Source organism: Nesterenkonia alkaliphila (assembly GCF_009758175.1).
GTDB classification, from domain to species: Bacteria; Actinomycetota; Actinomycetes; order Actinomycetales; family Micrococcaceae; genus Nesterenkonia; species Nesterenkonia alkaliphila.
Window position 1 is genome coordinate 1 of sequence record NZ_WRPM01000070.1, and the last position, 22,075, is coordinate 22,075.

The 22,075-nt window shown below is 61.4% G+C and carries 22 protein-coding genes; 8 read left to right on the top strand and 14 right to left on the bottom strand.

Features of this window, described 5'->3' with window-relative positions; translation table 11 throughout:
• A partial coding sequence (locus GNZ21_RS09790; RefSeq protein ID WP_198346005.1) for a Na/Pi symporter occupies positions 1 to 498 on the bottom strand: 498 nt, incomplete at its 3' end.
• A gap of 274 nt (positions 499 to 772) precedes the next feature.
• Between GNZ21_RS09790 and GNZ21_RS09795 the strand changes: the two genes are divergently transcribed.
• Positions 773 to 1,651 (top strand): M48 family metalloprotease, encoded by an 879-nt coding sequence (locus GNZ21_RS09795; protein WP_157323771.1) that lies wholly within the window; start codon positions 773 to 775, stop codon positions 1,649 to 1,651.
• A 222-nt stretch (positions 1,652 to 1,873) separates the two neighbouring features.
• On the opposite strand, the gene GNZ21_RS09800 is transcribed toward GNZ21_RS09795, so the two are convergent.
• The 9 genes from GNZ21_RS09800 to GNZ21_RS09840 form a co-directional block, all read right to left on the bottom strand.
• The gene (locus tag GNZ21_RS09800; protein WP_229659349.1) at positions 1,874 to 2,395 is read right to left on the bottom strand and encodes a nucleotidyltransferase domain-containing protein; all 522 of its coding nucleotides are present in this window, start codon (positions 2,393 to 2,395) and stop codon (positions 1,874 to 1,876) included.
• Between the two features lie 1,011 nt (positions 2,396 to 3,406).
• Positions 3,407 to 3,808, bottom strand: a complete 402-nt coding sequence (locus tag GNZ21_RS09805; protein ID WP_157323775.1) for a hypothetical protein — start codon at positions 3,806 to 3,808, stop codon at positions 3,407 to 3,409.
• Between the two features lie 128 nt (positions 3,809 to 3,936).
• Positions 3,937 to 5,061 carry an XRE family transcriptional regulator gene (locus tag GNZ21_RS09810; RefSeq protein WP_157323777.1) on the bottom strand — a complete coding sequence of 375 codons (1,125 nt, stop codon included), beginning with the start codon at positions 5,059 to 5,061 and terminating at the stop codon, positions 3,937 to 3,939.
• Complete coding sequence (locus tag GNZ21_RS09815; RefSeq protein WP_157323779.1) at positions 5,054 to 5,740, bottom strand: hypothetical protein; 687 nt, start codon at positions 5,738 to 5,740, stop codon at positions 5,054 to 5,056. The genes GNZ21_RS09810 and GNZ21_RS09815 overlap by 8 nt, the downstream gene beginning before the upstream one ends.
• A gap of 485 nt (positions 5,741 to 6,225) precedes the next feature.
• Positions 6,226 to 7,389, bottom strand: coding sequence for a hypothetical protein (locus GNZ21_RS09820; RefSeq protein WP_157323780.1), 1,164 nt, complete (start codon positions 7,387 to 7,389; stop codon positions 6,226 to 6,228).
• Between the two features lie 150 nt (positions 7,390 to 7,539).
• Complete coding sequence (locus GNZ21_RS09825) at positions 7,540 to 7,932, bottom strand: DUF6262 family protein (protein ID WP_157323783.1); 393 nt, start codon at positions 7,930 to 7,932, stop codon at positions 7,540 to 7,542.
• Positions 7,932 to 9,407: a tyrosine-type recombinase/integrase gene (locus GNZ21_RS09830; protein ID WP_229659337.1), complete on the bottom strand. Its 1,476-nt coding sequence runs from the start codon at positions 9,405 to 9,407 to the stop codon at positions 7,932 to 7,934. Before GNZ21_RS09830 ends, GNZ21_RS09825 begins: the two co-directional genes overlap by 1 nt.
• Positions 9,404 to 10,513 (bottom strand): site-specific integrase, encoded by a 1,110-nt coding sequence (locus tag GNZ21_RS09835; RefSeq protein ID WP_188503401.1) that lies wholly within the window; start codon positions 10,511 to 10,513, stop codon positions 9,404 to 9,406. Before GNZ21_RS09835 ends, GNZ21_RS09830 begins: the two co-directional genes overlap by 4 nt.
• 140 nt (positions 10,514 to 10,653) lie before the next feature.
• Complete coding sequence (locus GNZ21_RS09840) at positions 10,654 to 12,153, bottom strand: malate:quinone oxidoreductase (protein ID WP_157323822.1); 1,500 nt, start codon at positions 12,151 to 12,153, stop codon at positions 10,654 to 10,656.
• A 96-nt stretch (positions 12,154 to 12,249) separates the two neighbouring features.
• On the opposite strand from GNZ21_RS09840, the gene GNZ21_RS09845 reads away from it, so the two are divergent.
• Entirely contained in the window at positions 12,250 to 13,137 is an 888-nt protein-coding gene (locus tag GNZ21_RS09845; RefSeq protein WP_157323824.1) for a LysR family transcriptional regulator, read from the top strand.
• A 612-nt stretch (positions 13,138 to 13,749) separates the two neighbouring features.
• Here GNZ21_RS09845 and GNZ21_RS09850 read toward each other — a convergent pair.
• The 3 genes from GNZ21_RS09850 to GNZ21_RS09860 form a co-directional block, all read right to left on the bottom strand.
• Complete coding sequence (locus GNZ21_RS09850) at positions 13,750 to 14,040, bottom strand: helix-turn-helix domain-containing protein (RefSeq protein ID WP_157323826.1); 291 nt, start codon at positions 14,038 to 14,040, stop codon at positions 13,750 to 13,752.
• Between the two features lie 83 nt (positions 14,041 to 14,123).
• A complete protein-coding gene (locus tag GNZ21_RS09855) occupies positions 14,124 to 15,224 on the bottom strand; it encodes a tyrosine-type recombinase/integrase (RefSeq protein WP_157323829.1) in 1,101 nt (366 codons plus the stop codon).
• 260 nt (positions 15,225 to 15,484) lie between these two features.
• Positions 15,485 to 15,874 (bottom strand): helix-turn-helix domain-containing protein, encoded by a 390-nt coding sequence (locus GNZ21_RS09860; protein ID WP_157323831.1) that lies wholly within the window; start codon positions 15,872 to 15,874, stop codon positions 15,485 to 15,487.
• Positions 15,875 to 16,792: 918 nt separating this feature from the next.
• Here GNZ21_RS09860 and GNZ21_RS09865 point away from each other — a divergent pair.
• Positions 16,793 to 17,140 carry a DUF6907 domain-containing protein gene (locus tag GNZ21_RS09865; RefSeq protein WP_157323833.1) on the top strand — a complete coding sequence of 116 codons (348 nt, stop codon included), beginning with the start codon at positions 16,793 to 16,795 and terminating at the stop codon, positions 17,138 to 17,140.
• A 126-nt stretch (positions 17,141 to 17,266) separates the two neighbouring features.
• Positions 17,267 to 18,295: an IS481 family transposase gene (locus tag GNZ21_RS09870; protein ID WP_157323835.1), complete on the top strand. Its 1,029-nt coding sequence runs from the start codon at positions 17,267 to 17,269 to the stop codon at positions 18,293 to 18,295.
• 4 nt (positions 18,296 to 18,299) lie between these two features.
• Here the strand turns inward: GNZ21_RS09870 and GNZ21_RS09875 are convergent, their stop codons facing one another.
• Positions 18,300 to 18,557, bottom strand: a complete 258-nt coding sequence (locus GNZ21_RS09875) for a helix-turn-helix domain-containing protein (RefSeq protein ID WP_188503400.1) — start codon at positions 18,555 to 18,557, stop codon at positions 18,300 to 18,302.
• Between the two features lie 93 nt (positions 18,558 to 18,650).
• Between GNZ21_RS09875 and GNZ21_RS09880 the strand changes: the two genes are divergently transcribed.
• From GNZ21_RS09880 to GNZ21_RS15710, 4 genes are all read left to right on the top strand, one after another.
• Positions 18,651 to 20,210, top strand: a complete 1,560-nt coding sequence (locus GNZ21_RS09880) for a hypothetical protein (RefSeq protein ID WP_157323837.1) — start codon at positions 18,651 to 18,653, stop codon at positions 20,208 to 20,210.
• A gap of 53 nt (positions 20,211 to 20,263) precedes the next feature.
• On the top strand, positions 20,264 to 20,605 hold the full coding sequence (locus GNZ21_RS09885; protein ID WP_157323839.1) for a hypothetical protein: 342 nt from the start codon (positions 20,264 to 20,266) through the stop codon (positions 20,603 to 20,605).
• Positions 20,606 to 20,659: 54 nt separating this feature from the next.
• A complete protein-coding gene (locus GNZ21_RS09890) occupies positions 20,660 to 21,211 on the top strand; it encodes a hypothetical protein (RefSeq protein WP_157323841.1) in 552 nt (183 codons plus the stop codon).
• A gap of 82 nt (positions 21,212 to 21,293) precedes the next feature.
• Positions 21,294 to 21,512, top strand: coding sequence for a hypothetical protein (locus GNZ21_RS15710; protein ID WP_198346006.1), 219 nt, complete (start codon positions 21,294 to 21,296; stop codon positions 21,510 to 21,512).
• The last annotated feature ends 563 nt before the right edge of the window (positions 21,513 to 22,075 follow it).

Below are 22,075 nucleotides of genomic sequence, written 5' to 3' on the forward strand. Positions count from 1 at the left end.
GAAGCCGCGGCGGAACTGCTCCTTATCGCGCACCATGCCCAGGCTGACCAGGGTGTTGGTCAGGGTGGTGCCGATGTTCGCGCCCAAAATGATCGGCACGGCGATGCTCAGCGGCAGACCCCCGGCCACCAAGCCGACTGTGACTGAGGTGGTGGTGGAGGAGGACTGGGTCAGGGCAGTGGCTACCACGCCGATCATCAGACCCACCACGGGATTGGCGGCGAAGCTGAAGAGCACAGCGGCCTGGTCCCCGGCAGCGATGGAGAACCCGGAACCGATCACATTGACCGCGGTGATCAGCACGTAGACGCTGGCAGCGACGATCAACCAGTTGAGAACTGAAACAGTGCGCGGGGTGAGCCGGCTGTGCAAGCCCCCGGGCAGGCCGGGCGCGGCAGCGGCGTTGGCGCGCTGACGTTCCTGAATCGCGTCGCTCTGGGTGATAGGTGAAGTTGGGAGGCGGGTTTCGTGCTTCTCCGGTGCCGGCAGTACGGCCATCAGCTCTCCGTTCGCGGGTGCGAGGGCGGGACCTCGAACAATGACTGGAGCGATCCAGTCCCTCTGTCCATTGAACAGTGACAGCTCAAGGTGAACTCTCGGTAAACAGCGGCGGAACTGAGCTCAAAAAATGCAGAGTGTGAGGAAACGCACGCAGCACGGCCCACCGCAGCAGAAGGGACCGATGTCCTGAGCCGGGGAAGAGCCGGCCCGTAGAATGACGTTGTTCCCGGTAGGCACGGGGCAGAACAGGGCAATCAGCGAGGAGCACTACATGCATCATCATCACGGACGGCTGCGCACTATGGGGCTGCTTGCCTTCATGTTCGCCCTAGTGCTGCTGATCGGCGCCATTGTGGCCTATACCTCCGGCAACCCGGTGTTCCTGTTCGTCTTTGCCGGCATCGGCGTGATCAGTGTGGCTTACTCCTACTGGAACTCGGACAAGATCGCCATCCGGGCAATGAAGGCCTATCCGGTCAGCCGGGAGCAGGCACCTGCGCTCTACCAGATGGTGGAGGAGCTGGCCGCCCGCGCCCAGCAGCCGGTGCCGCAGATCTTCATCTCTCCGCAGCCTACGCCGAATGCCTTCGCCACCGGTCGGAACCCCGAGAAGGGTGTGGTCTGCTACACCGAGGGGATCCTGAACCTGCTGACTCCGCGGGAGCTGCGGGCGGTGACCGGCCATGAGCTGATGCACATCTACAACCGGGACATCCTAATCTCCTCTGTGGCCGCTGCCGTGGCGGGGTTCCTCACCACCATCGCGCAGTTCTTCATCCTCTTCGGCGGCGGCCGCGGGCGCGGCAACGGGGGCGGTAACCCGCTGGCGCTGGTGGGTGCCCTGCTGGCAATGATTCTGATGCCGCTGGCTGCCGGGCTGATCCAATCGGCGATCAGCCGCACCAGAGAGTACGACGCCGACGCCGACGGGGCAGAGCTTGCCCAGGACCCCCTGGCCCTGGCCTCAGCTCTGGACAAGCTGCAGAACGGAATATCCCGGATCCCCCTGCAGGAGGACCCCAAGCATGACGCCCATGCCCATATGATGATCGCCAACCCCTTCGGGCCGCGGGCACGTCAGATGTTCTCCACCCACCCGCCTATGGAGGACCGGATCGCCCGGCTGAAGGCTATGGCCGGGCAGGGCTGACACCCCCGTCTCCCCAGGATTCTACGGCGCTCCTATAGGCGGGATGTTTGATGTGCCTGATGAAGGTGGACGGAGCATATGCACATCAATAGTCCCGCAGAAAGGAGGAAATCTCCGTTGGAACGGGACAATTCATGTGCGATCAGCCTCAGTACGGCTGCACCGCGCATCAAAACGACGATCAGGCCTAGGAGGAGCTGCGCTTCCTGCTAACTGCCCAATCTAGCCGGAGAGAGCGGATTTCAGGAGCATGATATCTGTGAGATCTTTCTGTCTCCGGCAGAGATGCGGAACCCAGGTCGGTGTCATTTTCTTGATCTCAATCTGGGCCTCGATGCCAATGACATCGGCTTCGGCACCGTGGAGCTGGCACCGCCGCGACTCTGAGATCATGGTGGCTGGCCAATTTTCTCCGCCATATGGTCCGCCACCAACGAAGGGCTGACCGTCCTTCAATCGGATCAGTGCGATGCCGAAGTCCAGATCGCCCTTGACCAGGTCACGTTGCTGTTCACGAGGTGCCCTTGCAACTTCTGTCCATCCGAGCTGTCGGAGGAGATCGACTAGAGCGTCGGCGTCCTTACTCTCAGCGAACCAGTCAACATCGCGATGAGAGCGAGAGATCCTTCCAAGGATGAAGTCCACTGCCCAGCCACCCCTGAGCCATAGTGATCGATTGAGCTCTCTCGCTGCGGCGCTAAACTCTGCGATCGCCGCGAGTTGCCGCTGAGCCAGATCATCCATCACTCATGCATCGTATCGACACGGAGGACAATGGCGCATACCTCTTCGGTGGTGCACCGAGTACACGCTGTCCCGTGGGCGTGACACTCTGGACTGGTGAACGACTACGACAGCTTGGCGAGGACTTTCAATCCGCTTGCGAAGGCGATAGGCCAGCCTGGCAGTGAGTTACTAGATGCCCGCCATATCAGCGATCCCAGGCCATCGACAGCTTGCTTAGTAAGTGCCCAATGGCCGCCTGGTGGCCATTTTGGTGGCCTTTCCCTGCGGAAGCCGGCACCCCGACGTTTCCTGGTAGCGGGAAAGTCGTGACCCCCATGATGTTCCAAGGGAGGTCTGCACGGATTCAGGAGCAAGTTGCCACACCAAACGGCAGCCAGTAGGGCTGGTGTGCCTGTCGCCGACGAGGGCTGACCTCGTACCTCATTGCGTGATTGAGAACGCACGATGCGTCCTGGCAGTCAGACCAGTTCCTCAACGGTGAGGGGAGGGCTCGGCCGTTAGCGTCCTCATGGAAGCTGAGCGTCACGTTAGAGCTGAACTCGACCACACTCCCACGGATAGAAAGGTCTGTGGGACCGCCCCGGGGAGCAGATTAGGTGCGCACGGTCGCCCGCGTCTCTCGAACTTTGTCTCGGGCGTCCCTCCACGTCACGACGCACTCGACGACGTCGGCGCTCGCATCGCTAAGAGCAGTGGGAGCCGCGCCTCCTGTCTCGGCGGGGATCGTCCCGAGCAGACCGTCCTTTCGGGCTACCCGGAAGAATGCATGCTCAGGCACATCCTCGAACGCGAAGTCCACGCTCGATGCGGGGCCGCGTGAGGTGTTGTGGAGCACCAGCTCCCAATGCCGTTGAGATTTTCACTCGCCCTGTGCTGTCGGTCTTCACGGACTCGCGGACCTCGGCCCTAGGTTAGACCCCCCCGCCGAAGGTTCCGACTCCTCCAGGCCGTTCTTCGATGCATCGACCGATTGTTGGAACTGCCCCGTCGCCCGGCTGAGAAAGTTGTTCAGGTGGCCGATGAGGTCTCTTCCGTCGGTGTACTCGAGAACCAGCGCCGCCTTCCCAGTTCCTCCAGGTAGGCCTCGAGGCGCTGCCGATCCTGCAGACCGTTGCCCATGAGCGGCAGGCGCGGCGCGGCACTCATCAGGACCGCGACTGGCTTTCCCGCCTTGACGAGGAGCTTGATCTCCTTCGAAGTGTCGGATTCTACCTCCCCTGTCGGCGTGCCCAGACGGTCCCGGAACAGTGCGACGGCGAGGTCGGCCTCCTCGACGATCTGGCCATTGAGGATCGCTTGCGGCCGTTCTCCGAATTCGGCGACGGCATGCTCGGTCCACGAAACCGGTGGCACGGTGAGCCCGATTGTGCGGCCGAAATTCAGATTCCACTGGCTGATCGTCTTCCGCACCATGGCCAGTGTCGTCGATAGGGACGTTGCCGGGGGGTGAGATGAGCAGGTGTAACGCGAGGGTGGGATAGGCCATCGGTCAGAGTCCTTGCTTGTTGTGACGAGGCAGGCGCGGAGGAAGCGGCGCGTCAGGCGTCCGTGACGAGCCGGAGGACAGGACGCGGATCGGGCTCGCCGAGCAGATCCCGCACCTGCCTGGGGCTGATCTTGAGCACCTCCGCTAGGGCAGGCACACCGGCCCCGTGCTCCCCGGCGAGCTCCACGGCCTTCTTGAGCAGCGTCGGAACCTCTCCCGGGTAGGCGCTCGACGGGTCGGCCTTCGGGTCGTTGATCATGGCCAGGCGCTGGTAAGCGCGCCTGGCCGAGGACTCAGTGGTCCGGCCCCGCTCCACCATCCGACGGACCAGCGAGTGCGGAGACACGCCCCAGGTGCGTCCGAGCCGGTCGAGCGTAGCGAGGTCGAGCCGCTGCGGGAGAGCAGCGTCCATGGATGCTGCCGGTGTGAGGAAGGCCGCGGCGAACTCGTCGGCCTGATTCTCAATCGCAGCGCTATGCTCGGTGGAATCCGCATGCAAGAGCAGATGCCCGATCTCGTGAGCGATCGAGAAGCGGTGCTTGAAGACGTTCTCGGTCCGGCGCGGGGTCGTGATGATGATCGGACGATCGACGATCACGACGGAGAAAGCATCCACCGCGTCAATCTCCGCGAGAGGACGCACGGCTACCACGATGCCGCGAGATTCCGCCGTGGCGACCAGGTGCTTGACGGGACCGTCCGGCAGCCTCCAGTGCTGCCGGAGAGCCGCAGCAGCCTCAGCCGGAGTGCTACCGGGTTCGATGTCGGGCAGATCGACTTCGGGAAGCCGCACATGACGCTCAAGCGCGAATGTCAGCTCCCAGACCAGCGTCGCCGTGGCCAGTGCTTTTTGCCTGTCACTCACCCGAGCAGACCGCAGGCTGCGGAAGTGCGCGTTCACCGTCTCGAGGCGAGCCAGCGGTCGACCGATGCTGAAGAAATCCGGACGGACGTCGAGTGCCTTCGCCAGGCGTTCGAGGACATCGGGGCGCGGCGAGTTGATGTTGGCCTCGTACTGTCCGATCGCCGCAGCGGAGACGCCGACCTCGGCGGCCAGCTCCGTCTTGGTCATCGAGCGCCGGACACGGGCTTGCGTGAGGCGCGCAGGCTCGAAGCGGCCGTACCGCTGCCCGGAGCCCGTTAGGTCGAACAGGCTCGGGGGGGTGTCGTCACGCATCCGAGCCCGTACCTTCGTGCTCGCGCGGCTTGAGGACCGGCGCGACCGGCACGCCGTCGCTGAACGACTCGACGTCGGTGGTTGCACCGACAGCGGCGAACTCGGGCTCCCAGATGCAGTCCTGGCCATGGAGCGTGACCTTGCCGGAACTGTTGAGCTCGGCAATAGCCCACTCGATCGACTGCAGCTGACGCGGCGTAGAGTGCACCATGACGATCACCAAGGGCATCGGGTCGCCGGCCGCTCGCACCAGCTCGTCGACCTCGCCCTCCTCCATCGAGTCACGCTCAGGCAGGCCCCAGAACGCCGGCTCTTCAAGCATGGGCTCCGGCGGCGGGGCGAAGAACCCATTCCGCCGCGTGGGGCTCGAGGCGAACCGGCTCACGGCATCGGGCGCGCCGGGCACGCGCCAGACGTAGACGAGACAGTCGTTGACAACGGGCAACTGGTAACCGCCGGGAGCGAGCCTGCGCGATTGGAAGCCGCGCTCGGCGAGCGCCTCCCGGGCATCGTCGAGCAAATCGCGCCACTGCCCGCCGAACCCGATCGCATACCGGGAGCCGGACGCCTCGTGAGCATCTGCGGAACGATCATGTCGAGATCGGACGACCTCGATCAGCAGATCACGGGTTGTCTGCGCGTGGCGTCCGAGCGCCCCCTCGGGCGAGTGTGCAACCATCCTTGACCTCCTGGATCCGCCCCAGACCGCGGTGTCGGCCAGGACTGCACCTTTATTATGCCACACGATTCGCGCATAACAACTTTAGGGGAGCGTGCAAGGTCAGGAGGAGTCGGAATGCAATCACAGCTCCTCGCCCCTCGACCTTGTGGTCGAGGGGTCGACAAGCGGCCCCCATCATTCCCCGCATTCGTCCTCGGGTGCGTGGTAAGACCTCTCTAGAGCCGAACGCGCCCTTGTTGGGCAAGAAGAAAGCCCCTGGCAACATCCTCATCACCAGAAAGCTCACTGCTACCCACTTACCACATGCCGTAGTGCTTTTGCCTATTTCTGCTTAGGAAGTCAGCGCCGTCCAGAAGTTAATGCGCTGTTGAACTCGACTGAATTCTGTACATCCGACGACGTCTTGAGTGACAGAAGGATCCTGTCACGCTGTCGACCTACTCGGCACCTCAACAAGGCTCTCCCCTACCAATCTATGGGGATTAACTGGGAAGTCCAGGCTCAAGCCCCGCGTGGAGACGAGCCTCATCCCGCATCTTTTCTAGGATCGCGAAGTTGCTCAGCATGGTCTCAGGCTCGTAGGCCAGAGTCGCCCTCAGACGCCGCATCCACGCGAGGACCTCTTGATCCGACAAACTCTGTAGCCATACAGCGATCTGCTCGGCGTCCGGCGCATGGTCCATCATGGACAGCGTCTCGCACAGACCACCACGCGCGGTTTCCGCGCTGAGGCGGTCATTGTGCCGCTGAGATGCGGAAACCGTGGACCCAGCCGCCAGCGCGTCGCGCTCATCGTTGTGGCCGACGTTGATCGTGTAACAGTGCGGCAAGGCCGGGGCTGACGACTCAGTGCCGGTGACCAATCGAGGGACGGCCTGTACTCGAACCCAGGTAGACAGCTCATCGAGTTCCTTGATGAGCACCGGCCAGCAGTCGGTACGTGGTCGATTGATGCCGATGGTCGGAAACAACGCCACAGGGACCCTCCTCCCGATGGGTGTCTCCGCGATCACGTCGCCCACTTGCAGCGGCACCTCGGGGCGGTACTCGACATTGGCCGGTGAAGGCGGCGTGCGATCCTCCCGGTGAATTGCGCCGAGCCGAACAGCGGTGATGGCTGGCGCTCGGTGCTTGGAGTGGTTCGTATGCAATGCCAGCAGGGCCAGAGGGTGGTTCTGTGGATCCCTAAGCCGGTGAAAAGGCTGCAGCCCTTCGATGCGCCGAAGGATGTGGCTTCCACGCCGCAGCGATGGCGGACCGTTCTTTGCCCGAGCTTTCACCCATTGTTGGAAGGCGTCATACGTCAGCGCAGCGGGCATTTCGACAGTTCTGGCGGCCTTCTCATCGAGCTCGCCATCGCAGTGTTGAATCTCAGTGAACAATGTGTGCTCGATCGCATTGCGTAACGTCACCAGCGCGTCAGCGACTAAAAGCGGTACTTTGCGCGGAATAGGCGCGATGCCAGTCACAACAGTCTGGCTGTGTGTCGGGCCAGGCACTTCGTCTAACTGAAGGATGCCGTTCGATTGAGCTTGGTAGCTGTAAAGGATCTCAGCTATTTGAGCAATGGTCTCATCCGTATGCGCCAGGGTCGCAGCGACGCCAAGGTGACGGTCAGGGAGCCAAGAATAAGTCTGATTCGACATGGCAACATCCTCGCGCAGAAGATCCGAAAAGTGACGTTATCTAGAGTCCGGAGAGATGTGTCTTCGACGTCTGGCACGAGGGTCGGCTCATCGGCGTTTTGCTTTGTGGACTCAGTTATCTGGAGTCGTCCATTAAGCAGTCATCCTCGATCACCGCTCGGTGATTGGTGTTCGTAGTCGTCCCAGAGCGTGTTCCAACTGCTGTCGAAGTCGGCGGTTCTCGGTGGTGAGTTCTCGGACGCGTGTGTTGGCGATTTCGAGGCGTCGCAGTATGGATGCATCGGTGGAGCGCTGGGATGCGGGCAGTGACGTCGAGGTTGTGATGTGCTGGCGGTCATCACGAAGTCGCTGGATTTCGGCGCATATGTCGTCTTGGGTGTAGAGCCAGGACCGTGACACATCAGCCTTCTGCGCAACAATCGGGAAGGTGACTGATCCGCCTTCGCGGTCGAGGTCGCGAAGAGCCTCAATGGCTCTGGCGCGAGTGTCTTCGTGGCGTCGCTTGGCGGCGGCGATCAGGTGATCGCTGTTATCGGCGTGCATCAGGGGCCTGCCTCGGCGTCTTCGTCGTTTTCGAGTGTGGTGATGATCTGATCGAGGTTTCCCAGGACCTGCTGGTTCATCTCGATCAGTCGCTGTTGGCCGCGTGCTTCGGCGGCGGTGATGATCTCCACGGTCTGCTTACGATGTTGACGGTGCTCGGGCAGGAACTCGGCGGTGGTGATGAACATCGGGCAGCTCAGGCACGCGTTCGCATGCGGGCAGGACTGTTGGACCGGTAGCCCGCAATAGCCGTTGGGTAGGGCCTGGGTAGCTCGTCCGACGCGCTGTTTGGCCCAGGCCGCCTCAGCCAAGGGGCCGTCCGGGTCGAGGGTGACGGTCTCACCCTGGATATTGACCTTGCGTGCGGCTTCCCAATGCCGCCGGATCGTGGTGTCACTGAGCCGAGCATAGTGGGCAGTCATGGCGTGGGAGTCGTGATCGAGGATCCGGCGGACCACCTCTTGGGGAACATCTTGGTTGATCAATCGGGTGCCCAGGGTGTGCCGGAAGCTGTGGGGAACCACACGGACGGTGTCGCCGTGTTCGTCACGGACATCACAGCGCTTCAGCCACCGGTGCAGCGCCTTACGGTAGACCCCGTCAGCAACTGGCACGTCACCGTTTCCGTTTCGTGTGGCGCGTGGGAACAGCACCGGCGCACCATCCGGCCATTCCTGGTGCACGCGGCGACGCTGGGCGGTGATGGCCTCCGTAAGGTCCTCGTCGATGGGCACCAACGCCTCACGTTTCATCTTGTGGTTGAGGTAACGCAGGTAGGGGGCACCATCCTGGTCATGTATAACGCAGTCAGTTGGCAACTGGACAGTGTCGGTGATGCGCAGTCCGCAGCGCATCAAGATCAGTGTGATCAGCTCATAGGAGGGGTTGTTCCACTTCGCCATGTTCTCCGGGTCCTCCAGCTGGGCCATCACAGCCTCACTCAGCGCCCGGGGCAGCCGCGCGCCCTCTTTTGGGATGTCTTCGCTGTAGAACGTCACCGTCGAGGGCAGCGAGTCATCCCATCCGTGTTGCCGGATCGTGGTGAAGAACAGGTTCAGCTGACCGATCAGCATCCGGTGAGTCACGGTGCCGGCGTACCGGGAGTGCACTTCCGCGAGGTAACGCTCCAGCAGTTCTCGGTCCAGGTCGCCTAGCCCCTGAACAGCTGGGGCGATGTTGGTCAGGAACTGCCCGAAGGAAGTGACCGCACGGGTACCGATGGAGACACTGCCCGCACCAAGACCGGAAGAGAAGCGCCACCTGGCCCAGCGTTTCGCCAAAGCCTTCAACCAGAACTGTGGGATCCCCTCGAAAGAGACGCGCGCCAGCTGACGGTCTCTGATTCCGAGCTCACGGAGCTGCCAGGTGTCCTTGTCGTATTCGAAATCCCACGCGCTGGCCCGCCGCGTTGTGTGTCCTCGGTCGCGCTCTGTTCTCGGTGGTTGCTGCGTTGTCAGCGGGAGTGGTTCGCTCACAGTTTCATCTCTCGGTCGGTGAACCATCCCGCTTCCTTCAGTGACTTGCGGGCGTCCTCGGCGCTGAGGTGTCCGTAGACCGCGTAAGTGGTGGTGATATCAGCATGACCCAGGAGCTTGGAGACCACCTCTATCGAAACCCCGTCACGCAGCATCTTGGTCGCGGCAGTATGCCGGTACCAGTGCGGATCGAAATCAATCCCGGTGCGCTGCCGTAGCCGCTTCACCAGGTCATAGACCGCCGTATACGTCAACGGATGGCCGTAGGGTCGGCCCCAGAGGTTGACGAAGACATAGTCAGAGTCCAGGTCGCCGTACTCCAGGTGAAGATAATCAGCATAGAGCCGGACAAGCTCTGCACTCACCGGGATAGTCCGCCGGTTCCGTGACTTGGACCGGGCACCGTTGTCATTGACCCGAGGCCGCACCGTGATCTGGGCCTCGGCTGCAGCGATATCCTCATGCCGCAGCCCCAGCGCCTCCCCGATCCGCATCCCGGTGTCAAAGAGTACGGCGAAGAGGAATCGGTCGCGTAGATGGTCACAGGCATCAAGTATCGCCTGGGCTTCAGCGGTGGTGAGCACACGGGGAAGCTTGCGCTCGGCTCTTAGCGAGATGGTCCGCCGTGGCTGCGGGGCGCTCTTGCTGATGTGGTGCAAAAACGGCTTCCACCCCGAGCTTCGTCTTCCGGGTGGCTGCCATGTCCTGAGCAGTTCTCCCAGGTCGATGCCGTGGCGGGCAGCGTGCTGATAAAACGCGCTCAGCGCGGAGAGCTTCCGGTTGACCGTCACCTCAGTGCAGTGATGCCCCACCGACGGCAGGATCGAGACCTTTCCCTCGCGTAGCCCGGGCGGACGGCGCAGCCAGGCCACGAACTCTCCGATGTTCTCCAAATGCACCGCACGCCAATCCAGGCCCTCAGCAGCCAGGAACTCAAACCAATCCTTCAAATCATGGGCGTAAGCTTTGACCGTATTCGGTGACCGCTCAATCTGGGTCAAATACGCCAAATACCGATCGACCGCAGCCACCGGGGCACCATCACCGCCCAGCACCGTCCACGACTCCAGCCCATCGACAGGAGAAACTACACGCTGGACGGTCACCTGTCCTCCCGGCGGGGTATTGTGCGCGCAAGCGCCAGCGACTGCTTCTGGCGTGCCGGTAGCATGCTGCGGTGCGGATGCGCCGCCCAATGACGAGCGACGGTGAGGGAGGCCAATCGTCATTCGCCGCGCGTCGGGGCTCATCCGAGCCTGTCCGGCCTAGATGTGAGATCGAGGGCACTGGCAGTCCGTTCGAAGCTCGCGCTTACGTCGTCCGCGTCCCACGTGGTCCTCTCGAATCCTGGGACCGCGGTTGCGATCGTGCTTTTCCAGGTTCTCTGCCATCGATCGGTAAAGCACTCTCTGAGGAGATTAAGCATGATCGGAACAGCGGTTGAGGCCCCTGGTGAGGCACCAAGTAGCCCGGAAATTGAATGGTCCGCGTTGGTAACCACTTCCGTTCCTTGACGGAGGACACCGATGTTTTTCTTGTCGGGCGTGACCAGTTGCGCGCGTTGACCAGCGAGGATGAGCTCCCACTGTTCGAACGCCGCCGAAGGGTAGAACCGTTGCAGCTGGGCGAATTTTTTCTTCGGGCTGGCGGCAAGCTCTTTGATCAGGTAGCGCACTAGCGACAGGTTCTGGAGGCCTGCGGCTGTGATGACATGGAGGTTGTGCCACCGGAGGGTCGTGAAGAAGTCAGTGAGCTTGCCATGCTTGAGTAGTTTCGTGCTGAACGTCGCGTATGGGCCGAAAAGGAGATGGCTTTGGCCCTCAACGATTCGCTTGTCGAGATGCGGGACTGACATCGGTGGGGCACCTATCGCTGCTTGGCCGTAGACTTTAGCGTCGTGCCTGACGGCGACCTCCGGGGTTGAACACCGGTAGAACGCCGCACCGACAGGTAGGACTCCATATCCGCGGACCTCGGGCAGACGCGCGCGCTGGAGCAGTCGCAGAGCGAATCCACCGGCACCGACGAAGACATGCCGTCCCTGGATCGTGAACCGCCCACGGGGAGCACTCCTGCCTGATACGAGCCAGCGGCCACCCGGTTGCTGACCCAGTGAACTTACGTCGTGACCGAGTAGGACCTTCCCGCCTCTGTCGGTGATGATGCTGGTGAGCGCACGGGTCAAGGCACCGAAGTCAACGTCGGTGCCATGAACGTGGCGAGTTGCGGCGATCGGCCCATCATCGACTCGCCCTTCCATGATCAGAGGTGCCCAGTTGGCTATCCTCGCTGGATCTTCGGAGTATTCGAGTCCAGCGAAGAACGGATCGGTAATCAGCGTCTGATACCGCTGCCGCAGATAGTCCACGCCCCGCCTGTCGAACACCACATCCATATGCGGACTGGTATGGATGAACTCGCTGGGATCGAGCAGGCCTGACTCCACCAGGTGCGCCCACCATTGTCTGGTGATGTGGAATTGCCGGGCGATCTCGGCCGGTTTGCTGCCATCAGTCGGGTCGGGCATGTAGTTCAGCTCGCTAAACCCAGAGTGACCGGTGCCGGCGTTGTTCCAGGGGTCGCTGCTCTCGGTCGCAAGTGAATTTGACCTCTCCAGCAGAACGATGCGCCAATCGGGCTGAAGAAGAGTGATCATCGCTCCCAAAGTCGCCGACATGATCCCACCGCCGATGAGGACGATGTCGGCCTCTTCGACATTGTCTGCTGTTCGCCGTCGTCCGCCCATGGTGTGGCCCTTTCCTGAAGCTGCATCTGGTGATCCCACCGTCGCGCAACATTGAACGTTCCGTCCAATGCATCGATGGGCAGATATAATCCGAATATGGATGAATTGATGAAAAGTCTGGCTCCACAGCTTCGTGCACTCACGGAGGTCGCGGCTCAAGGCGGTCACATGACTGGAGCTGCTTCTGCGCTCGGGATCCCGCAGTCATCAATGAGCCGACGCATCCACGCGCTTGAAGAGACCCTGCATATGCCACTGCTGATTCGAGAGGGCAGGACGGTGCGTCTTACCCCGTCTGCTCTGAGACTCGCGCAGCTCGTCCGAGTCTCGCTCCACGAAATCGAGATGTCTATTGCGCAGGTCACCGAGACTGCCGACCCAGACCACGGCACGGTCCGTTTCGGGTTCCCGCTGACAATGGGGTCAGGCGCCGTGCCCGACATGCTGGCCGAGTTCAACCTGAAACATCCCGGCATACGCCTTCAACTCAAACAAGCGCACGGCTCTGCCCTGATCGAAGACCTCCGGAATGGAGGACTTGACCTTGCAATCACTATCCCGCCACCAACAGACCTCGAACACACCATTCTCACTACTCAGCAGATAAACGCCGTGCTACCCGAAGACCACCCCCTTGCAAACCGCGCATGCATCCAGCTCGAGGACCTTGAGGGAGCGCGCTTTATCGCCAATCCCAGCAGCTACAACCTGCGCCAACTCACCGAACGCTGGTGCCGTCGCGCCGGTTACGAACCGAACATCGGGATCGAGATCACCGAGTTCGCAACTATCCGCGAACTGATCAGTCGTGGACTCGGTGTGGCCCTCCTGCCACACAGTAATCGGCGTGTTGACGGAACCCTCGAGGTCCCACTCATTGGCGAAGACCACACCCGCAAAATTGCCCTGACATCGGCAACGCTAACTCAGACTGCGGTTACTCAGCGCCTCAACGACTTCATCCTGGCCCGTGGTCTCAGTTAACTGAAAAATCCCCCACATTAGAAGGAACTACGCATCGTGCACGACAAGTACACCGCGCTCTCGAACCATCAACTTCGTATGGCACACCACGGAGCGAGCAAATGAGCGCCGAGTACCGAGATCAAACACCTCGGAGAGTTCCGTCAAAACTGCGCTCATCCAGACAGCCATTACTGCAGCGGCGTGGACACCGTCCACAACAGAAAACTGCACGTCAAGACAAACCACAGCCACTCAACTGAAGATAACCACCGATAAGGGGCTTTAAACCTCGGGGAGGCCCTCCGGAATTCCCTTGGCGCCACTCAAGGGTTAGTTCGCTTGGTTCGTTCCTCTTGGGAAGCGATGGCTTCTTCCATCAGCAGCTGAATGTAGCTCTGTTGTCGCACCGGTGGGTCATCCCCGTGGAACTGATCCCACTTCTCCGCGATGGCTACTTGGTCTTGCGGGGAGAATCGTATGAGACTGCCTTGCCGATGGCAGGGCCATGCTCCACGGTTCGCTTTGGCGATGACTTTCTTAATCGGGTGGGAGTACCTTGCAGCGAGCTCCTGGGCTGTGACCCATCGTGCCGATTCCGCTACACGGGATGGGGCGTGGCCTGATGTTCTCTCAGAAGGCGTCATTGAGGAGCTTCTTGATTCGTTCTCGTCGAAGCGCGTTCTGCTTCCGGGCGGGCAACTCCGGCTGGTTGGATTTCCACATATCGCGAATGACCTGCTGATCGTCTGGCGAGAAGCGAATGGTGCGGCCTAAGCGATGGCAGGGCCATTCTCCGCTCGTGATGCGATCCCTGACTGCTGTTTGCGACATCGAGTACAGATCAGCCAAGTCGGAGACTGTCGCCCATCGCTGCATGAGCTCGTGTTCGTCCAGACAGCGGTCACTATTGCGCTGAGTCATCACTCCCGATTCTCCCAGCTACGGCTAGAGCAGAGAACCGCAGTGAACCAACGTTCTCAGGTGAGTGACCTGATCCTAGGTAGTCAGCCAACGCGGCGTTGCTTCCACTCGTCGAAGTCGACAACTGTCGCGTCACCGGCGGTTGCTTCTTCGATGTCCATTACTGACTGCGGATCAGGGTCCTCTGGCGGCTTTGGCTCAGCCCAGAGGGCATTGCCGACCTGCGCTGCGACGTCACGCTTCATGTCGTCGAGCACGTGCTGGTACCGGTCCAACATGGCCCGCTGGCTCCAGCCCATGAGGTCCATCACGACACGGGCATCGATGCCGAGCGTCAGCATCATTGTGGCTGAGACGTGCCGTGCGTCATGAAGCCGGCGGTGGCCAACTCCGCACTCCTCCAGGAGTGCTTCCCACCGCCTCCAATCACTTTCAGGACGGTGCGGACGACCGTTCAGCTGGCAGAAGACAAGGTCAACGGTGACGCCGTTCGGATCTGTATATTGCTGACGCCGCTCACCCTCAGCTGCATTCAGGGCCAGATGCTCTGCATGAAGTTTCTTCAGGTGCTTCAGCACCTGCTTGGGGACGGGGACACTCCGTCGCCCAGCCTGCGACTTTGGAGTTCCGAAGAAGAGGCCGCCACCATGCCTGGATGGGCAGAGGTGCGGTCCCTTCGCGGGGCAGCGGCTACGGTCATCACATCCGTGCCGCCATTTCTTGGGGTAGAGAGTCCGACGAAGGTCAATTTGACCGCTGTCAAGGTCCACTGCATCCCAGCCCAACCCCAGAATTTCACCTTGCCGGGGCCCATAGGTGAGCGCGATCATCCAGCGTGCGGCCTCAGATGGCGGCAATGTCTCTGCATGAGCGATGATCTTCCGAGCATCTTCTGGGGTGAAGGTTGGCGGCACAAAGGCCTCGTCGGAGCGGCCCGAAGGTGCATCAACCTTCAGCAGGGGATTGGAGCCGAGCCTTCCCCGCTTCACTGCTGCTTTGAAAGCGCCGTTGAGGATGCGGTGAAGCTGGAGCACTGAAGCAACGGCCTTTCCCTCAGCCCGCTTACGTGCGTAGAAAGTCTCAATATGCTCAGGGTTGAGCTTGTCCAGCTTGGTTCGGGCCAGTTTTGTGTTTTTCAGCCAGGCGATCTTCGCCTCGTAGCCCTCCAGGGTGCTGTCCCTCAACGTCTCCTTCTTGATGACGTAGAGCCAATGGTCCAGCCATTCTTGGAGAGTGGGGGCGGAACCGATGGTGACGGCGCCGTCTTCGACTTGACGGATGAGGTCGCGTCGGGCTGCAGTGCAGAGGGCCTGAGTTCTGCCGTAGACCGGCTTTCGGATGCGCTTTCCGGTAATCGGGTCAGTGCCGACGGTGACATCGGCCCTCCAGCGTCCTTTGCTGACTTGGTAAGGCTTAGAGCCCTCCCCGTTTGCTCGACGTCCCATCACTCACCTCGCTGCTGAACCCACTGGCGGTAGATCTCTCGGATTTCTGCTTCATCGGGAGATACTTCGGACGGAGGAGTCATGTCACGAAGGAACTGGACGACGAAGTCTGAAGCGAAGCGCTCGAGGTGCTTCTCTGTCTCGTAAATCTGCAGTGCACGAAGGAAAAGCCCGTGTGCTCCCAGGCTGAGAACATCTCCCACTTCCTCGAGATCGTTCACGTTCCAAGTGACGGCGTCATTTAAGCGTTCAGAGACATAACTGCGTGACTTGCCTAGACGCTCTGCGAGCTCGCTTTGGGTGATCTTCCGGTCGTTGATTTCTGAGCGGACAAGCTTCGACACGGCCTTCGACAGCGGCCCTGGGGGCAACGATGGTCTCGACTTCATGGATTCCACTGTAATGGGCTCTGCAGCCATTTGGCAGCAGATATGAGAGTGAGACTTGAATGTTTTCCGGACACTTTGTAGCGAAATTAGGGGGCATGGGGCATTCCCGGGCATCCTGAAGTGACGCCAAAAGCGACATTTCAAATAGTGAGACTGAAGATAGAAGTCGGACAGCGTCTCCGGGTGTCCCCGCTTCCGCCTTCGGAAACTTGGCCTCGCGATAACGGTGCCCCACGGATCCCAACGACCAACGGCTCCTGAATTTCCCCGCGACCGTCTCTGCAGTCCCCAGCTGCAGAAGAGCTCGTGAACAGAGGAGAGCCCAGCACGCGATGTCGCCGGCCCCGTCACCTCGGCTGGTCCGGCGGCACCATCTGTATTCCGTGCACGCTGGGATGGATACAGCGGCGCGTAGTTGAAGAAGTCGTCTAGCGCGCGACTGCTGTAGAGACAGAGGAGGCACTGAATACCATCGGCTCCAGCCTCGGCAACTCGGTGGTACTCGTTCACCCACCAGTCCGAAACGATCCTGGTGTGGTCGGAGCAAAACAGCAGTTCCGCGATTGAGTCTGAGTTGATCTCCCCTTCGAGGCAGTGATGGTGGATCACGATGAACGCGGCTGGTGCTGTCACATCGCTCTGCCTTGGGGAATTCGCGGTTGAGAGCCGATCGCCAATTGGGGTACTCGCAACGGAACGTGAGCTGATCGAATATCCCGGCTTCCTTCTGAGTGATCGCATTCATCAGTGAACCTCTTCCACATTGCTGCATGGTTACAACTCCTGAGTGTCCGGAGCCCGGCAAGGGGTGTGTAGCAGGCCCGAACCCTTGGGCACTGCAGAAGGGCTGCGCAGGCAGGTGTTGCTTCCGGACACTCACTGGTCACCAGCGAAGCGACAACCTCGGAAGGACCACTCATGAGTGACCAGAGCAACGAACTGGCGGACTCAGATTGCCCCCAATGGTGCCGTGCCCAGCACGGTGACGAGATTCATCCAGATGACCGCCGCCACGAAAGCGAGATCGTGGTGATACCAGTGGTGAAAAACACGCGGACAACCGCTCCAGCTGGCAACGGCGCGGCGCATAGACGACCGGACTCAGCAGAAGCCTTTTTGGTGATCCACCAGCAACTGGACGAGTCAGACGTGTGGATCGGCCTCGGAGCCGATGGCCGCGGCATGGACTTATCCCTGGAAAGCGCCCAACGAGTGCACCAGGCACTGGGAGACCTGCTGAGCATCACCCGACGCAAAGGCGCCTAGGTGTTGCGGGGCCTGACGTTGTTTACACCTCCCCGGGACCAGGCATAGAAGAGGAGCAGGCCCTCTGCGCTACATGATGGGTAATCGCGAAAGAACCGTCATGAGCGAAAGCGAGCCTGCTCCTCGATGTCCCACGATAACGCGCCACTGACCCCGCAAGGACGACTCCGCCTCATCGGCCGCATCCAGAACGGACGACCACTGGCCCACGTCGCTGCTGAAGCCGGAGTCTCGAGAGCCTGTCTGTCGAAATGGCACCAGCGCTACCAGCACCACGGCGAGGACGGCCTCCACGACCGTTCGTCGCGGCCGCAGGCATCGCCGGATGCCACTCCGGACTGGGTGGTGGAGCTGATCGAGACCTGGCGCCGGGAGTATAAGTGGGCGGCTTCCCGCATCGCCGTCGAGCTTGAGCACGAGCACGGCTTCGGCATCCACCCACGCACCGTGGGCCGCTGGTTCAAGCACCTGGGCATCAATAAGCGCCGCCACCTCGACCCGGGCGGTGAGTCCAACCGGCAGCCCGGGGTGATCACCGCCGGCGCACCTGGGGCGATGGTGCACCTGGATGTGAAGAAGGTCGGCCGGATCCCCGACGGCGGCGGCTGGTTCGTCCACGGTAGAGACTCCGAGGCCGCTCGCGCCGCCAGCCGGTCGAAGAGCGCCGCGAAGAAGCAGGGGCACAAGATCGGCGGCTACACCTACCTGTACTCGGCAGTCGATGGATACACCCGCCTTGCCTACACCGAGGTGATGCAAGACGAGAAGGCCGCCACTGCGGTGGAGTTCTTGAACAAGGCCAGAGCATTCTTCGCCGCCGAGGGGATCACCCGGCTGGGCCGGGTGGTCACCGATAACGGGGTGAACTTCGCCGCCGGAGACTTCACCCGGGCGGTGAACAACCTCGGTGGGATCCATCAGCGGATCAGGCCCTACACGCCGCGGCATAACGGCAAGGTCGAGCGATACCAGCGGATCCTGGCCGATGAATGCCTCTACGCGAGGACCTATGACTCCGAGCGAGCCAGAGAAGAAGCGATGAAGGTCTGGGTTCAGCACTATAATCATCACCGCCCCCACTCAGCTGCAGGCGGTCAAGCTCCTGCCAGTCTCGTCCCGGGGCGCGTCACCAACGTCCTGCCCTCCTACACCTAGGGCTTCAATCCGCGGCAGGCGGCGCTTGTTCGGCGTCCTCGGGATCACGGAACAGCTCCAGGGGGTCGATGCCGAGCCGGCTCGCGTAGTCCTCGATCGCAGAGAGGCTCAAGTTTTGTTCCCCGCGTTCGATGCCGCCGTAGTAGACCCGGTGCAGTCCCTCGAGTTCTTCTTCGGCAAACCGCGCCTGAGAGACTCCACGCTGCTTGCGGAGCCGCCGCAGGTTCGCGCCCACGCGCCGATGAAGTTCGCCAATCGCCACAACATTCCAGCTTGCGTGGAGTGTCACACAAAAGCGACAGAGTTATAACAGTGCAAGAATGATCGGGGCTCAGACCTCAACGACGGGAGAAACATGCGTAACCAAGGACAACGAAGGCTCTACGGGGTATCTGTGATGGGCGGTGCCGCCCTGTTGTTGACCAGCTGCGGAGGCAACGACGTCGGCCTCGGCAACGCCGAAGATTTCTTAGATGAGGCCACCAGCGCGTGGCTGGATTCGCTGCCCAGCGACAATGTCGCGGTCCATGACGAGGCCGGGTGCTTCTTCCTCGTCGACGGCGAGGGTGAGGTCACCGGTGAGCTGGCCTGCGGCGGCGCCCGGACCCTGTTCGCCGACGACGGCGAGGTTTGGGACCTCACGACTTTTGATTACTCCGAGGACTCCGACGGCGAGATGGTTGCTGAGTTCGACGAGTCCATCCTCGCCGAGGCGGAGATGGAAGTCTCCCGCCCCGAAGGAGACGTGGTCGATGCTGACGGTGACGATGCCCCGGAGGCCTTGGATGAGATTGAAGCTCCGTCTCGACCTGAAGCCGATTCGGGTCTGATTGTGGCTCCCAGCCCACAGGATCAGGAAGGTGACGCTGTCGATACCTCCGGTGGCAGTCTCGTTGACGGGGAGGAAGTCTCCGATGGTGCCTATACCGTCAGCGAGGAGACAGACCCACAGGATTCTGAGATCGTCACCCCCGCCGGGATCGTCACGATCGAGGAGCTCGGGGCGGCAGAGACGGTCACCGTTGAAGGCGTCCCCGGCCAGCGCGGTGTCGATGATGATCAGTCCGCAGTCCCCCACGCCCCGGCTGAAGGCGAAACCTTCCGCTATCTCTGGGCATCGTTTGCAGCCAACGAGGTCCCCGAGGCCCCGGAGAACGACGCCTACCTGGACCTGGGAGATGAGCAGATCGAGCTCAGCTCCCTCGATGGCGGCGCCTTGGTCTCGGTGCCCGATAGTGGCGCTGAGCTGGTGGTGACCACCGGAGAGGATACCGAGCAGCGCTACGACATCCTTACCGGCCAGCGCGACAGCGACCCCATCACCGACGGGTTCTATGTCGAGAACCGCCACCAGCCCGAGGCGGACATCACTCTGGACTTCCCGGACTTCGAAGACACCATCACCGAAGAAGAAGTCGGCTCTCCCAGCCAGGCCGGAGACCTGACCATCTCCACCGAAGCGGTCGTCGAGTCCTACACGATCACCGCGTGGAACCCGATGATGGGATGGGCCAGCGAGGGCGAGGCCTGGCTGGAGCTGAACTGGGAAGCCTCGGTCAGTCGCGATGGTGATGCCCGTGCCGGCTACTACCGGGCCAGCGATGACCAGCCCAGCGTTGTGGACTGGAGCATCACCGTCGATGACACCACCATCGAGGAGCGCTACGAATCCACTGACGCCGGACGCAACGGCGGCAACAGCTTCGGAGAAGTCACTGTGATCGCTATCCCGGCAGACTTCGAGACCATCTCACTGGATGCAGAGATCACCAGCCACTGGGACGAGCAGCCGGTCACCGTCGAACACGAAGGCACCGAACTGCCCTTCGACGAAACCCACGACTCCGAGAACGAAGACGAGGGTGAGGTCGACGAAGACGGCCCCCTCGATGAGGACGAGAACACCGGCTGGTAAGCCAGTCATCGACGCACTTCCAGTGCCACTACGTACAGAGAGGAACCACGACCATGAATCAGCGCGTGAAAGCTGCGACCGTTATCCCTGCGGCGGCACTGCTGCTGACCGCCTGCGGAGGCGACGACGTCCCCCAGGAAGACCTGGAGATGATGCTCGCCTGGGAAGAAGGGATCCACACCGACGACGTCAACTGTGAAGACGGCCTCAGTCACCAGGAGGGCGAAACCACCTCATGCACTGTCGATAACGGAGTCTCGTTGGATGCCAGCTACGAAGACGAGGAAGGCGCCCACAGTATTCGCTTCGTCGGAGGCTGGGGCGAGATCTGGGTGGACCTCGACGAATGGGAAGAAACCCGCGACGAAGTAGAGCAGGAGTTCGAGGATGCCTGATCACCACACCGCACCGGTATTCGTCCCTACCAGCAGCACAGTCGGGGGTAGATGATGGCCCGGACTCGTCGCTTCAACGCCCGGAAGTTCTTCCGCTTCCTGCTCATATTCATCGCAGTCGTCTACGCGGCCGGATGGGTGCTGATGCTGCTCTTCGGCCTGACTCCCGACAGGATGGAGAACCGGGCCATGGGAGGGTGGCCGGAGTACATCTTCGAGCTCATCCTCAGTCCCTTCCTCGCCGCGGCAGCTCTGGTCATCGTGGTGGTGGCACTGCTGATATTCGTCGGACTTCTGCTGCTGATATTCAAGGGCTATAACCTGTTCGACAAGGTGCTGACCAGGATGGGCTTCTTCGACATCGTCAGCCACGAACCATCCCCAGCCACAGCGGATGCGACCGCCGGTCAGACCTCCACCAGGCTGGGGCAACGCGTCGCTGCCCGCAGACAATTGCACCCCCTGTCCCCGCAGGAGATCAAGGCCGGAACATTGGGCACCGTGGTCGGCTTCGACGAGGGCTTGGGCACCGATTATTACACGGTGAGATTCGCCAGCGGACAGACATTGAACAACCTCACTGACTCAGACGTCGTCTTCGTCTGACTCGGCTGTTCGGTCCGCCTCAGCACTGATGTTGAGACGGACCGAACACCGCCTCGATTCGATGATGAGGAGGCTTCACCCGATGTCCCAGAATGAAGCCGAGGACCTTCCATCTTTCACCGGGTTCTATCGACGCAAAGCTCTCGGCGACGACGTCGCGTTCACGTCCGAACGTCAATGGATCGCAGGCATGGAACGTCCGGGCAAGAGACGCCGATACAAGAAGCGAGAGAACCGTCAAGAGCGGCGCAGGATTCGCACTCGACTCCACCAGCGATTCGACCAGATCGAAGACCAGTGAACGGACCGTTTCTGGCACTGCGAACAGGGCAGGATTCAGCTGCAGAAACTACTGCCCGCCGCGCTACCCGGTGGCCTGAAGGCCAGATTATTCGCCCCTACTTATGTGTCCACGACCCTGCGCACGCAGTCGCTCGAAGGGTACGTCACGGCCGGATGTGTGCTCTCGACGTTGGACGGCTGATCCCCGGGCGGATCGAGTGCCGTACCTGCCCCTTATTTCCCCGCAGAAGTACCCTGCCAGACCCCCATCTCCTATAGCCTCCGAATCCCCTACTTACACAGCTTGCCACTTGCGATCACAGTCTCAGCCGAGACCCCCTCGACGCGACCGCGAGCCGGGACCGTCATACGCCGAGATAAGCCCCGCCGGCCGCGTGTCAGCTACGGTTCATCTGACGGCGTCTCGAGGTGCCCGTACAGACCCCCAACCCCGGCAGAAGTACCCCGCAGAGCCTCCATGGCATAAAACCTCCTGACCACGACTTCCCCCAGCTCCACTTACGAACCAAATATTGAGGCACTCCGGTCTCCGCGGCGAGGTTCACTGCGGCCGTCCGGGCC

What these genes read in the sequence shown, in the direction of transcription:
- GNZ21_RS09820 (WP_157323780.1), bottom strand. Translation starts at nt 7,389, where the DNA reads ATGTCGAATCAGACTTATTCTTGGCTCCCTGACCGTCACCTTGGCGTC.
- GNZ21_RS09865 (WP_157323833.1), top strand. Translation starts at nt 16,793, where the DNA reads ATGAGTGACCAGAGCAACGAACTGGCGGACTCAGATTGCCCCCAATGG.
- GNZ21_RS09800 (WP_229659349.1), bottom strand. Translation starts at nt 2,395, where the DNA reads ATGGATGATCTGGCTCAGCGGCAACTCGCGGCGATCGCAGAGTTTAGC.
- GNZ21_RS09870 (WP_157323835.1), top strand. Translation starts at nt 17,267, where the DNA reads ATGTCCCACGATAACGCGCCACTGACCCCGCAAGGACGACTCCGCCTC.
- GNZ21_RS09890 (WP_157323841.1), top strand. Translation starts at nt 20,660, where the DNA reads ATGGCCCGGACTCGTCGCTTCAACGCCCGGAAGTTCTTCCGCTTCCTG.
- GNZ21_RS09815 (WP_157323779.1), bottom strand. Translation starts at nt 5,740, where the DNA reads ATGGTTGCACACTCGCCCGAGGGGGCGCTCGGACGCCACGCGCAGACA.
- GNZ21_RS09825 (WP_157323783.1), bottom strand. Translation starts at nt 7,932, where the DNA reads ATGCACGCCGATAACAGCGATCACCTGATCGCCGCCGCCAAGCGACGC.
- GNZ21_RS09860 (WP_157323831.1), bottom strand. Translation starts at nt 15,874, where the DNA reads ATGAAGTCGAGACCATCGTTGCCCCCAGGGCCGCTGTCGAAGGCCGTG.
- GNZ21_RS15710 (WP_198346006.1), top strand. Translation starts at nt 21,294, where the DNA reads ATGTCCCAGAATGAAGCCGAGGACCTTCCATCTTTCACCGGGTTCTAT.
- GNZ21_RS09810 (WP_157323777.1), bottom strand. Translation starts at nt 5,061, where the DNA reads ATGCGTGACGACACCCCCCCGAGCCTGTTCGACCTAACGGGCTCCGGG.
- GNZ21_RS09880 (WP_157323837.1), top strand. Translation starts at nt 18,651, where the DNA reads ATGCGTAACCAAGGACAACGAAGGCTCTACGGGGTATCTGTGATGGGC.
- GNZ21_RS09795 (WP_157323771.1), top strand. Translation starts at nt 773, where the DNA reads ATGCATCATCATCACGGACGGCTGCGCACTATGGGGCTGCTTGCCTTC.
- GNZ21_RS09845 (WP_157323824.1), top strand. Translation starts at nt 12,250, where the DNA reads ATGGATGAATTGATGAAAAGTCTGGCTCCACAGCTTCGTGCACTCACG.
- GNZ21_RS09840 (WP_157323822.1), bottom strand. Translation starts at nt 12,153, where the DNA reads ATGGGCGGACGACGGCGAACAGCAGACAATGTCGAAGAGGCCGACATC.
- GNZ21_RS09885 (WP_157323839.1), top strand. Translation starts at nt 20,264, where the DNA reads ATGAATCAGCGCGTGAAAGCTGCGACCGTTATCCCTGCGGCGGCACTG.
- GNZ21_RS09850 (WP_157323826.1), bottom strand. Translation starts at nt 14,040, where the DNA reads ATGACTCAGCGCAATAGTGACCGCTGTCTGGACGAACACGAGCTCATG.